Below are 11,638 nucleotides of genomic sequence, written 5' to 3' on the forward strand. Positions count from 1 at the left end.
CCCGCACACCCACCGAACCCCCACGTCCCCATGGCACGTGCGGGTTCGGTGGGTGTGGCACTCGGCAACGCGTGCACTCCTGGCGACCACTTCCCACCACCCGTGGACGGGACAACAGGGGGCTGAACCGAACTGATTTCGACCACCCGCACACCTAGCTCGCTGTGCGCCGCAAGGACGTCGTTTTCTCGCGGCCGTGGAGGCCCCCGCCCATCAGACTCCCGATAAGCCCTAGTCGGCGGATTGGGCTCCGCGCGGGTGGGCCTGGCGGTGGACCTGCTTGAGCCGCTCGGCCGAGACGTGCGTGTAGAGCTGGGTCGTCTGCAGGGAGGCATGTCCGAGGATCTCCTGGACGCTCCGCAGGTCGGCTCCGCCTTCAAGCAGGTGGGTGGCGGCGCTGTGGCGGAGGCCGTGCGGGCTCAGGTCGGGTACCTGGCCGACCTCGGAGATCCGATCGTGGACGATGCGGCGTGCACTGGTCGGGTGGAGTCGTCCCCCACGGGCGCCCAGGAAGAGCGCAGGGCCGCTGTGATCGGTGGCCAGGGCCGGGCGTCCCGCGCGGAGCCAGTCCTGGACGGCGCGAGCTGCCGGTTCCCCTACGGGGACGGTGCGTTCACGCCCGCCCTTGCCCAAGACCCGGACCGTGCTGCGCCCGGTGTCCAGGTCGTCGATGTCGAGACCGCACAGTTCGCTGACCCGGACGCCCGTCGCGTAGAGCATTTCGAGAACGGCCAGATCGCGGAGCCCCAGCGGACCTTGGGCGTCCATCGTGTCCAGGAGGCGTGCCGCCTCGTCGCGTGTGATCACCTCGGGGAGATCGCGCTGCCGCTTGGGCGTGCCGAGGAGCACCCCTGGATCGCCCGAGAGTTGGCCGCGCCGGTGCAGATGCCGGGTGAATGCGCGCACAGCGGCCGTGCGGCGGGCCAACGTCGCCCGAGAACGACCCAGGGCATGTTGACGGGCGAGCCAAGCCCGCAGCAGCGAGACATCGAGGCCCGCCGGTTCCGTCACGCCGGTCTCCGCGGCATAGCCGATCAGGTCGTTCAGGTCACCGAGGTAGGCGCGCAGCGTGTGCGGTGAGACGTCGCGTTCGGCGCGGAGGTGGCGGCCGAAGTCGGTGACGGCGTCTTCCAGCGCGTTGCTCACAGCGTCACGCTGCGCCACCGGCCGGATCGAAGCAAGCACCGAAGCCCGGTTTGCCACGAATCGCCGGAAACATTCTCCAAAGTTATCCACAGGTCGTGATTTCTCGGCGACGCAATGTAACGGGTCGGCATCGTCGGAGACCGGAGGTGAGGCCCGTGAACGCCCACATCAGCCTCGGCCGGCGCGGCGAGGACGCCGCCGTCGACTACCTGGTCAAGCTCGGCTGGACGATTCTCGACCGCAACTGGCGGTGCCGCGACGGCGAGCTCGACATCGTCGCCCACGACGGCCGGAGGCACGTCATCTGCGAGGTGAAGACCCGCAGCTCGGACCGCTTTGGCGACCCCGCCGAGGCGATCACCACCGACAAGGCGGCCCGGTTACGGCGGCTGGCCTGGCGGTGGGCCGCCGCGCACGGCGTCAACGGCACGCAAATGCGGGTGGACGTCCTCGGCCTGATCACCGACGGCGGCGACTTCTCGGTCGACCACCTGCGGGAGGTGTGCTGATGACGCTCGCGAAGACGCGCTCGGTCTCCCTCATCGGGGTGGACGGCTGCGTCGTCGACGTGGAGGCCGCCATCACCAGCGGTGTCCCCGGCCTTCACCTGGTCGGCCTGCCGGACACGGCGCTCAGCGAGGCCCGCGACCGGGTCCGCGCCGCGATCTACAACTCCGGGGAGGATTGGCCCAATCGCCACGTCACAGTGTCCCTGTGCCCGGCGAGCATGCCGAAGAAGGGCTCCACCTTCGACGTCGCCATCGCCGTTTCATTGCTCGCGGCCGCGGAGGTCGTCCCGGCGCGGGCCTGCGCCGACCTGGTCATGATCGGCGAGCTCGGCCTGGACGGCCGCCTCCGGCCCATCCAGGGCGTGCTGCCCGCCGTCCTGGCCGCCGCCAACCAGGGGTGCCGGACGGTCGTCGTCCCCCGCGCGAACGCGGCCGAGGCGGAACTCGTCCCGGGCATGAAGGTGGTGGCCGCGAGCACGCTGCGCGGCCTCCTGTGCCTCCTGCGCAACCAGCCACCGCCCATCGAGGAGGACGAGGAGGACAGCGGTACCCTCCCCGCAGACGGGCTCGCCCTACGGCAGCAGGACATCCCACCCGATCTCGATCTGGCGGACGTCCGCGGGCAGGCCGAGGCCCGCCGGGCCCTGGAGATCAGCGCCGCCGGCGGCCATCATCTCTTCTTCGCGGGGCCGCCCGGCTGCGGAAAGACGATGCTCGCGGAGAGGCTCCCGACGCTGATGCCGCCGCTGGAGCCCGACATCGCCCTGGAGGTCACGGCGATCCACTCCGTCGCGGGGACGCTCCGGCCGGGCCAGCCGCTCATCACCCAGCCGCCGTTCTACGCGCCGCATCACACGGCCTCGCGCGCCGCGCTGGTCGGCGGCGGCTCCGGCCGCGTCTTGCAGCCAGGGGCCGTGTCGCTCGCCCACAGAGGGATTTTGTTCCTGGACGAAGCTCCAGAGTTCTTCAGAGGAACGCTGGACGCCCTTCGCCAACCTCTCGAAGAAGGCGAGGTACGGATCAGCAGGATCGAAGGCATGGCGCACTTCCCGGCGCGGTTCACGCTCGTCCTGGCGGCGAATCCGTGCCCGTGCGCCGCGGCCAAGCAGATCGACTGTTCGTGCGCCCCCGGCACACGCCGCAAGTACACCTCCCGCCTGTCCGGCCCGCTCCTCGACCGCATCGACCTCAAGCTCGAACTGACACCGGCCAGCCGCGCCGAACTCCGCTACGACCTGGAGTTCGCCGAGTCCAGCAAGGTGGTCGCCGAACGCGTTCTGCTCGCCAGGGAGCGGACTGTCAGACGCCTCGCCGGAACCCCGTGGCGATGCAACTCAGAGATCCCCGGCCCGGAGCTGCGCCGCCGCTTCACCCCCTCCTCGGAGGCGATGGAAGGCGCCGACGAAGCCCTGAACAGGGGCGCGCTCAGCGCACGCGGCCTCGACCGCATCCTGCGCGTCGCATGGACCATCGCGGATCTGGCGGGCCACGACGAACCAAGCCCGGACGACGTCGGCGGCGCGCTCACCCTGTGGTCTGCGGGGCGCCAATGAGCGGCGAGCGCACCGCCCGCGCCACCCTCACCTCGGTCGCCGAACCCGGCGACGCCTTCCTCAACCGGATCATCGACCACTCCGGCCCGGAGCAGGCACTCGAATCGATCCGCACCGGCCGGCTCCCCGACGACGTGCCCGCCGACATGAAGGAGATCAAGCGCCTGGAGAACTGGCGGATCCGCCTGATCGCCGCCGAACCGGACCAGGACATGGCCGTCTGCGCCCAGTTCCGCGGACGTCTCGTCTGCCCTGGAGACCCCGAGTGGCCGACGACGCTGGACGATCTCGGAAGCGGCCGTCCCTACGCCCTGTGGCTGCGCGGCCCCGGCGACCTGCGGTACAGCTGCCTGCGCTCCGTCGCCGTCGTCGGTTCCCGCGCCGCATCCCCCTACGGCATGCGAACCGCCGCCGATTTCGCCTTCGAGCTGGCGGACGCGGGCTGGACGGTGATCTCAGGCGGCGCCCTGGGCATCGACGCGTCCGCCCACCGGGGCGCTCTCGCCGCCGACGCCCCCACCGTCGCCGTCCTCGCCAACGGCGTCGACGTCCCGTACCCGGCGTCCAACGAGGGCCTGTTCGCGGAGATCGCCCGGCGTTCGGTCCTGGTGAGCGAGTCGCCGCCGGGCACCCACCCGCACCGGCTCCGGTTCCTCGTCCGCAACCGGGTGATCGCCGCACTGTCCCGCGGCACGGTCGTCGTGGAGGCGGAGGCCCGCAGCGGCGCCCTCAACACCGCGACCTGGGCGTCCAAGCTCGGCCGCATGGTCATGGCCGTGCCCGGCCCGATCACCAGCCGGTCGTCGGTCGGCTGTCACCGGCTCCTGCGCGAGGACGGCGCCACCCTCGTCACCCGCACCGAGGAGATCATCGAAGCGGTCGGCCGTCTCGGCACCGACCTCGCCCCATTACGGCACAGCCCCGTCCTCCCCCGTGATCGCCTGGAGCCGGTTACCCGAGCCGTCCTGGAGGCGTTCCCGGCCCGAGGCGCGGCCGGTCCCGCGCAGCTCGCCGTCAACGCGGGCGTCGAGCTGACGACGATCAACGCAAAGCTGGGCCTCCTGGCCGCCGCCGGCTTCGTCGAGCGAACCTCTTCAGGCTGGCGCCTGACCAAGGCAGGCAAATCCCCCAAAGGCCCGGCCGACGACAACGATCAACCTCCGGCCACCCTCCACAAGGAGCCCGAATGACCGACCAGCAACGCCCACGTTTCAACTCCCCAAGAGCCTCAATCCACCGAAGCATCACCCTCGCCCCCGCCCGCCACCACACCCAACGGACCAAGGCCGCTCCAACCTTCACAGGCCAACGCAAGAGAGGAGTCACCTGGCGGACGAGGTAACCCAGGTCGACCTAACACCGGATCGTGGGTGCGGCCGTGGTGGGTGCATGTCGAGGGTTGGGAGGCGGGCTCGACTGGGCCGCCTAATTACAGGTCGTGGCTGCGATGCGGGGCTGGAGGGAGGTGGCCTACTCGTCGGAGGGGAGCTCGAAGTCGCTCTTGGCCAGTTCTTCGACGTTGACGTCCTTGAACGTGACGACACGCACGTTCTTGACGAAGCGGGCAGGGCGGTACATGTCCCAGACCCAGGCGTCCTGCATCGTGACCTCGAAGAAGACTTCGCCGTTGTCGACACTGCGCACCTGGAGGTCGACCGAGTTGGTGAGATAGAACCTGCGCTCGGTTTCGACGACGTAGGTGAAGAGCCCGAGAACGTCGCGGTACTCGCGATAGAGCTGCAGCTCCATCTCGGTCTCGTACTTCTCGAGATCCTCGGCGCTCACGCTCGTGCCCCTTCCGTGTAGCCCTCGCCGGGGACCTCCCCTTCGGTCTCCTCCACCAAGGCCACCTCTCCATTGTTACGCAAGGCACGCCCCACATTGACGTAGGAGAAGCGATGCTCTGGACAGGGTCCGTGCGCGTCGAGCGCCTTGCCGTGCGCGCGGGTCACGTATCCCTTGTGAAGGTCGAACCCGTACTCCGGGTATCGCTCGTGGAGGGCCACCATGATCCGGTCTCGGGTGACCTTCGCGACGATGGACGCCGCGGCCACACATGCCGCCGCCTGGTCCCCTTTGATCATCGCGAGCCCGGGAACGTCCAGGCCGGGGACCGGGAAACCGTCGCTGAGCACGTAGGCGGGGCGCTTGTCCAGGGCGGCGAGGGCCCGCCGCATCCCGGTGACGTTGCAGCGGTGGAGACCGATCCGATCGATGTCGTGGCACGGGATGACGACCGCGCTCCACGCGTACGCGCGTTCGGTGACCTCGGCGTACAGCTCCTCCCGTCGCGCCGGTGTGAGCAACTTGGAGTCGGTGAGGCCGTCGATCTTGCCTCGCCCGCCTTGAAGGATCACTGCGGCGACGACCAGCGGTCCCGCGCACGCGCCCCGCCCCGCCTCATCGACGCCGGCGACCGGGCTCAGCCCCGCATGTTCCAGGGCACGCTCAAAGGCGTACATCCCCGCGTCACGGCGCGGCGTGAACCGAAGTGGACGACCCTTCATGCTCCGCAGCGTACGTCGCCGCGCCCCTTCGCCGCTCCCCGAATGCCGCCGTTCCCACCATGTCCCCGATCACCTGTCGGAGGCCTTATCGCCGAACGAACCGCACGACCCGCGTCTTGAAGGTTGGACATGGCCAACGCCCTGTGCGCGCGCACGTCCGTGGGCGCGGTCAAGGTCCTGGAAGGGTGATGTCTCCCGTCCGAAAATGGCGGGCCCGTCTGACCTTTGAGGGCATCCTGCTCACGCCGCCCGGAACGCATCCCATTAGTTGCCCTGGCCCCGGCGAGATCATCTTCGGGCACGTCGAGTTGCGAACCCGGTGGCGGGTGACGCCGCGTCCAGGCGTGCCTCGGCGGCCATTGTCGTTGTGCGACGTGGGAAGGGCTCAGGTGGCTTTGAGGCGACGGCGTCTCAAGAGGTAGGCGAGGGGCATGGTGCCGATGACGCCTAGGGCGAAGGGGGTGGCTGGGAGCGCGGCGGCCAGGGATTTCTGTTTGAACGTGTCGGGAATCGGGAGGGTGTCCATGCGGTCCAGCGGCCAGACGATGACAAAGGCACGGCCGATGACGCGGTTGATCGGGATGGTGCCGCCCCCGGGGTCGCCGCGGTGCGCGCGAGAGTCGTAGGAGAGTTCGCGATGGTCGCCCATGACCCACAGCTGGCCCGGCTTCACGGTGACGTCGAAGGGCTCGTTGGACGGCTTGTTCCGCTCGTGCGTGTCCGGGTTGGTGAAGAGGTAGGAGTCCTCGTCAAGCGGGACGCCGTTGACCGTGACGCGGCCCTTGGCGTCGCAGCATTTGACGTGGTCGCCGGGGATACCGATGACGCGCTTGATGTAGTCCTTCTCGTTGGGAGCGACACCGAAGGCGGTGCCGACGGCGCGCAGCGCGCGGGAGACCGGGTTGCCGGGTTCCTCGACCTGGATCTCCGGGTCCCACGAGTCGAGGCCGTTGAAGACGATGACGTCACCGCGGGCGATGTCGCGGGTGTGGTAGACGATCTTGTTGACGAGGACGCGGTCGCCGACCTGGAGGGTGTTCTCCATGGACCCGGACGGGATGTAGAAGGCCTGGACCGCGAACGCCTTGATGACGAGCGCGAGCACGACTGCGACCACGATGAGGATGGGCAGCTCTTTCCAGAACGAGCCCTGTTTCTTCTTTTTGCGCTTGGCGTCGTCTTCGGAGTCGTCGACCGCTCCCTCGACCGAGTCAAAGGGCTCCTGCTCTTCGGGCACCGCGCCCTCGGCCTCGGATCGCACGTCTCTCCGATCGTCCTCGTCAGTCATCAGAGCGAAAGCCTAGCGGCGCAGGGCCACGCGGACGCCGCCCGTGGGCGTGTCGTCAGGGACAGGATCGGCCATTTCCATCCGAAACTGGCAACGCCCCGTTCACCGTTTCGGGTTCCCGGGGCGTTGTCATTCATTGGCTCAGATCGGCTCTGTCCGTCCGCGGCGATCGAGTGCGTCGCAGTGTCGGTGGCGGATGGAGAGGACTCAGTGGTCGCGCTTCTCCTTGATACGCGCCGCCTTGCCGCGCAGGTTCCGCAGGTAGTAGAGCTTGGCGCGGCGGACGTCGCCGCGGGTGACGACCTCGATCTTGTCGATGGAGGGGCTGTTGATCGGGAACGTCCGCTCGACACCGACGCTGTAGCTGACCTTCCGGACGGTGAAGGTCTCGCGGGCGCCGCCGCCCTGGCGCCGGATCACCACGCCCTGGAAGACCTGGATACGGCTCCGGTTGCCCTCGGTGACACGCACATGCACCTTCAGCGTGTCGCCCGGGCGGAAGTCCGGGACGTCGGCGCGCATCGCGGCCTTTTCGATCTCCTGGATCAGGGTGTGCATCGCAGCGGTTCCTCATGGTCGAACGCGGGCGTCGAGAGGCCCCGGTGGGTCTTTCGTGGGGGCGTCGCGCCGCGGGAAGTGGTCTTGGGGTGCCGTGCGGTCTGGACGCACGGACGCTCTAGTCTGCCATATCTTCGGCGTCAACCGGAAAACCGGCCTCGCGGAGGACGGCGCGGTCCCGATCGTCGAGGTCCTCCGGGGCGAGGCGGGCGAGCAGGTCGGGACGGTACCGCGCGGTGCGGCGGATCGCCTCGTCGCGCCGCCAGCGGGCGATCGCACCGTGGTGGCCCGACAGGAGGACGTCCGGAACGGATCGTTCCCGCCAGACGGGGGGCTTGGTGTACACGGGGCCCTCCAGGAGCGACTCCATGGCGCCGGGCGCGAACGAGTCGTCGGCGACGGAGTCGGCATTGCCGAGGACACCGGGCAGGAGACGTCCGATCGCCTCGATCATCACCAGGACGGCGACCTCCCCGCCGGCAAGCACGAAGTCGCCGAGGCTGACCTCGTCCACGGGCATCCGCGTACGGGCCTCTTCGACAACGCGCGAGTCGATGCCTTCATAGCGTCCACAGGCGAAGAGAAGCCATGGTTCGGACGCGTACCGCGCCGCGTCCGCCTGCGTGAACGGCCGCCCACTCGGCGTGGGGATGATCAGCCGCGGCACCACCCCGGAGGAGGCCGGTTGGTCTGCTCCGGCACCTACGTGGGGCTCGCTCACCGACGACGGATCGGTGGGTGACGGTGTGCTGGAGGACGGCGGGCTTGCTAGATGCGGGCTCCCGGGCGCCTGGCTCGTGGGCAGCGCTCCCGCAGCGGGCGATGAACCGGCAGGGTGCGGCGTGCTGGAGGACGGCGGGTCGACTTGATGCGGGCTCCCGGGCGCCTGGCCCGTGGGCAGCGCTCCCGCACCGGGCGGCGGACCGGCAGGGTGCGGCGTGCTGGAGGACGGCCAGTCCGCAGGGGGCGGGCTCGCAGGAGGCAGCTGACCCGAGTGGGGCAACGGGCCCTTATGAGGCGATGGCCCGACGGAATGTGAACCTGCAAGTGGCAAGCCCGGAGAAGGCAAATGACTCACAGGCAGCAATGGGCCCGTAGGAGGCGACGGGCTGGCAAGAGATGAACCCGCGGGAAGCATGCCTGTAGGAGGCGGCGGGCTGGACGGTGGTGAATCCGTAGGAGGCGTGCCTGGAGGGGGCGGCTGGTTCGCAGGAGGGAACCGATCCGCAGGAGACGACGGACCCGCAGGAGACGACGGGCTCGTAGGGGGCGGGCCGGAGGATGGCGGAGGTGTGGGGGGGACGATGGCGTCCAGGGCCTCGCCCCACGGTTCCGGCTTCATGACCATGCCGGGGCCGCCGCCGTACGGCGTGTCGTCGACCGTGCGGTGCCGGTCGTGGGTCCAGGCGCGCAGGTCGTGGACGTGGACGTCCAGGAGTCCGGTTCGCCGGGCCTTGCCCAGAAGGGAGATGTCGAGGGCGGCGAAGTACTCCGGGAAGATCGAGACGATGTCGATTCTCATGATTCGTCGAGCAGGCCGGGGGGCGGGTCGATGACGAGCCGCCCCCCGGGAACGTCCACCTCGGGGACGAGCGCGGTCACGAAGGGGACCAGTGTCTCCCCGGCGGGGCCGTCCACGACCAGGAGGTCCTGGCCGTGGTGCAGGACGTCGGCGACCCGGCCGACATCGGCGCCCTCCGCGGTGACGACGGCGAGCCCGATGAGTTCCCGGTCGTGGAAATCGTCCGGGTCTGCGGACGGGGGGATCTCGTCGGCGTCGACGACGAGCCAGGTGCCGCGGAGTTCTTCGGCGGCGTCGCGGTCGCCGATTCCGGCGAAGCGCACGAGCAGGCGTCCCGAATGCCAGCGAACACGCTCGACGGTGAGGGGGCCAGCGGCCGCGGGGTCGGTGACGATCTCCGTGCCCGCGGCGAACCGGATGTCCGGTTCGTCCGTGCGGACGTCGATGGTGACCTCACCGCGAACCCCGTGCGGCCGTCCGATCCGTCCCACCACGAGCGGTTCGCTCATCGGGACGCCACTCAGCGGACCTCGTTGACGTCGAGGAGGTCAACGCGCACGTAGCGGCCCCCGGAGAGGGCGCTGATCACCGTGCGGAGGGCCTTGGCGGTGCGTCCGCTGCGGCCGATGACCTTTCCAAGGTCTTCGGGGTGCACCCGCACCTCGAGGACCCGGCCGCCCCTGATCCGGCGGGCGCGGACCCGGACGTCGTCCGGGTTCTCCACGATCCCGCGGACCAGGTGCTCGAGCGCTTCTTCGAGCACGTCAGCCCTCGCTCTTAGCTTCGGTCGTCTCGGTGGCCTTCGCCTCGGACTTCTTCGGCTCGGCCTTCTTCTTGCTCCGGGTCTGCGTCGCGGCGCCGGCGGACTCGTCGTCGCCCAGCGACTCCTTGACGGCGGCCTCGAACGCGGCCTTCTTGTCGGGCTTCGGCTCGGCGACCTTGAGGGTGCCCTCGGCGCCCGGCTCGCCTTTGAACTTCTGCCAGTCGCCGGTGATCTTCAGCAGGTTGAGGACGGGCTCGGTCGGCTGCGCGCCGACGCCGAGCCAGTACTGCGCCCGCTCCGAGTCGATCTTGATGAGCGACGGCTCCTGCTTGGGCTGGTAGAGCCCGATCTCCTCGATGGCGCGCCCGTCACGCTTGGTGCGGGCGTCGGCGACGACGATCCGGTACTGCGGGTTCCGGATCTTCCCCAGACGCTTGAGCTTGATCTTGACTGCCACGGGTGTGGTGTACTCCAGACTTCATTACAGGGTGGACGGCCCGTGCCAGGTGGGGAACACCGGCTCACAGCCGCCCGAGGACTCCGGTCGCCCAGGACGAGAGAGGGCGCCTGGCGACTCCGGGGTTTCCAGCCAATCATTCTGCCAGACGATCCGTGGAAACGCGCAATCGCGCGAAGTCGTGTTGCCCGACCACGGGCGCGGCGATCGAGCGCGCCGGCGCCGACGAGATCGGCTGAGGCTGTGACCCGCAGCAATGCGGCGGTGGCCGCTCCACCGCTGCAGCGAGACAAGAAGCGTGGCCGCCCGTAGACGCCACCCGGGAGAGCACCGCTCGCCTGGGACCACCGACCGCGCCCGGCGAACGAGGCATGCAAGCCGGCTTTGGCGGCATTCGGGACAACACCGCTTGGCCGGAACACAGCCGCGCCCAGCGATCGCGCGCAGGCGGCCTGAGCTGGGCCGCGTCTGAGAGGACGCCACTCGGCCGGGACGCCGACAGCGCCCGGCCAACGGGCGCGCGCGACCCCGTCATGGACCCGCGTTCGGGAAGCATGGTTCGGTTGGAGCGCCAGCCGAACCTGGCATGCAGCCCAGCCTTGGCCGCGTCCTAGAGGGCAAAGCTCGGCCGGGGTACCGACCGCGCCCGGCGAACCAGCGCGCGCAACCCGCGCTTCGACGGCATCCGAGAGAGCACCACACGGCCGGGACACCAGCCACGCCCAGCGAACGGGGCACGCAACCCGAGCTTGGACGACGTCTCCAAGAGCCCGATTCTGTCAGAGCGCCAGCCTCGCCTGCCGAACCCGTCATGCAACCCGGGCTTGGGCCGCGTCCTAGCAGGCACCGCTCAGTCGGGGCACCGACCGTACCCGGCGAACCAGCGCGCGCAACCCGCGCTTCGACGGCATCCGAGAGAGCACCCCGGCTGGGGGCCATCCGCGCCCGGCGAACGGGCACGCGCAATCCGGGGCTTGGGGCCTGAGAGAGCGCGGTTCCCTCGGAGCGGCGGGCCGCGCCTGCCGAACCTGGCATGCAACCCGGGCTTGGCCGCGTCCTAGTAGGAATTGCTCGGCCGGGAGGCTGGCCGTGCCCGGCGAACCGGCGCGCGCAAACCGGGCTTCGGCGGCGTCCAGGAACACTGTTCGGGCGGGGCGCCAGCTGCGCCCGGTGAACCGGCGCGCGATTAGCAGGGGCGTTGACCCGGTGCCGTGTCCTGGGAGCCGTCGACTGGGCGTTGCTGAGGGTGGCTACTTCTTCTTGCGGCTCTGGAGTTTGTCCAGGTCGGGCATCTGGAAGCCGGGGGGGAGCTGGCCGCCGAGGCCGGGCGGGAGG

Annotated in this window: 11 protein-coding genes and 2 pseudogenes; 3 read left to right on the plus strand and 10 right to left on the minus strand. The window is 69.8% G+C overall.

Annotated features, from left to right (window positions below; all coding sequences use genetic code 11):
- Positions 1–231: 231 nt before the first annotated feature.
- Positions 232–1,146, minus strand: a complete 915-nt coding sequence (locus E1264_RS32465; RefSeq protein WP_207936516.1) for a tyrosine recombinase XerC — start codon at positions 1,144–1,146, stop codon at positions 232–234.
- 155 nt (positions 1,147–1,301) lie between these two features.
- Here E1264_RS32465 and E1264_RS32470 point away from each other — a divergent pair, with 155 nt between their 5' ends.
- Genes E1264_RS32470 through dprA form a run of 3 tightly spaced genes read left to right on the plus strand, consistent with a single transcriptional unit; the run spans position 1,302 to position 4,398 of the window.
- Complete coding sequence (locus E1264_RS32470; protein ID WP_132179598.1) at positions 1,302–1,655, plus strand: YraN family protein; 354 nt, start codon at positions 1,302–1,304, stop codon at positions 1,653–1,655.
- Entirely contained in the window at positions 1,655–3,208 is a 1,554-nt protein-coding gene (locus tag E1264_RS32475; protein ID WP_132179599.1) for a YifB family Mg chelatase-like AAA ATPase, read from the plus strand. Before E1264_RS32470 ends, E1264_RS32475 begins: the two co-directional genes overlap by 1 nt.
- The gene (gene dprA, locus E1264_RS32480; RefSeq protein WP_132179601.1) at positions 3,205–4,398 is read left to right on the plus strand and encodes a DNA-processing protein DprA; all 1,194 of its coding nucleotides are present in this window, start codon (positions 3,205–3,207) and stop codon (positions 4,396–4,398) included. Before E1264_RS32475 ends, dprA begins: the two co-directional genes overlap by 4 nt.
- Positions 4,399–4,678: 280 nt before the next feature.
- Here the strand turns inward: dprA and E1264_RS32485 are convergent, their stop codons facing one another.
- The 9 genes and pseudogenes from E1264_RS32485 to rpsP all read right to left on the minus strand — a co-directional run bounded on the left by E1264_RS32485 (position 4,679) and on the right by rpsP (position 10,303).
- Positions 4,679–4,993: a DUF2469 domain-containing protein gene (locus E1264_RS32485; protein WP_131971169.1), complete on the minus strand. Its 315-nt coding sequence runs from the start codon at positions 4,991–4,993 to the stop codon at positions 4,679–4,681.
- The gene (locus tag E1264_RS32490; RefSeq protein ID WP_132179603.1) at positions 4,990–5,715 is read right to left on the minus strand and encodes a ribonuclease HII; all 726 of its coding nucleotides are present in this window, start codon (positions 5,713–5,715) and stop codon (positions 4,990–4,992) included. Before E1264_RS32490 ends, E1264_RS32485 begins: the two co-directional genes overlap by 4 nt.
- A gap of 385 nt (positions 5,716–6,100) precedes the next feature.
- Entirely contained in the window at positions 6,101–7,003 is a 903-nt protein-coding gene (lepB, locus tag E1264_RS32495) for a signal peptidase I (protein WP_132179605.1), read from the minus strand.
- 207 nt (positions 7,004–7,210) lie between these two features.
- Positions 7,211–7,561 carry a 50S ribosomal protein L19 gene (gene rplS / locus E1264_RS32500; RefSeq protein WP_089312872.1) on the minus strand — a complete coding sequence of 117 codons (351 nt, stop codon included), beginning with the start codon at positions 7,559–7,561 and terminating at the stop codon, positions 7,211–7,213.
- A 118-nt stretch (positions 7,562–7,679) separates the two neighbouring features.
- Positions 7,680–8,225 (minus strand): annotated as a pseudogene (locus E1264_RS32505) (tRNA (guanosine(37)-N1)-methyltransferase TrmD); the annotation flags it as partial.
- Positions 8,226–8,870: 645 nt separating this feature from the next.
- Positions 8,871–9,083: pseudogene (locus E1264_RS32510) on the minus strand (tRNA (guanosine(37)-N1)-methyltransferase TrmD); the annotation flags it as partial.
- Entirely contained in the window at positions 9,080–9,592 is a 513-nt protein-coding gene (rimM, locus tag E1264_RS32515; RefSeq protein ID WP_132179607.1) for a ribosome maturation factor RimM, read from the minus strand. The pseudogene E1264_RS32510 and the gene rimM, both read right to left, overlap by 4 nt.
- An 11-nt stretch (positions 9,593–9,603) precedes the next feature.
- Positions 9,604–9,846, minus strand: a complete 243-nt coding sequence (locus E1264_RS32520) for an RNA-binding protein (RefSeq protein ID WP_021598307.1) — start codon at positions 9,844–9,846, stop codon at positions 9,604–9,606.
- Position 9,847: 1 nt separating this feature from the next.
- Complete coding sequence (rpsP, locus tag E1264_RS32525; protein WP_132179609.1) at positions 9,848–10,303, minus strand: 30S ribosomal protein S16; 456 nt, start codon at positions 10,301–10,303, stop codon at positions 9,848–9,850.
- Between the last annotated feature and the right edge of the window lie 1,335 nt (positions 10,304–11,638).

The sequence above is a fragment of the Actinomadura sp. KC216 genome, from assembly GCF_004348535.1.
In the GTDB taxonomy this organism is placed as follows: domain Bacteria; phylum Actinomycetota; class Actinomycetes; order Streptosporangiales; family Streptosporangiaceae; genus Spirillospora.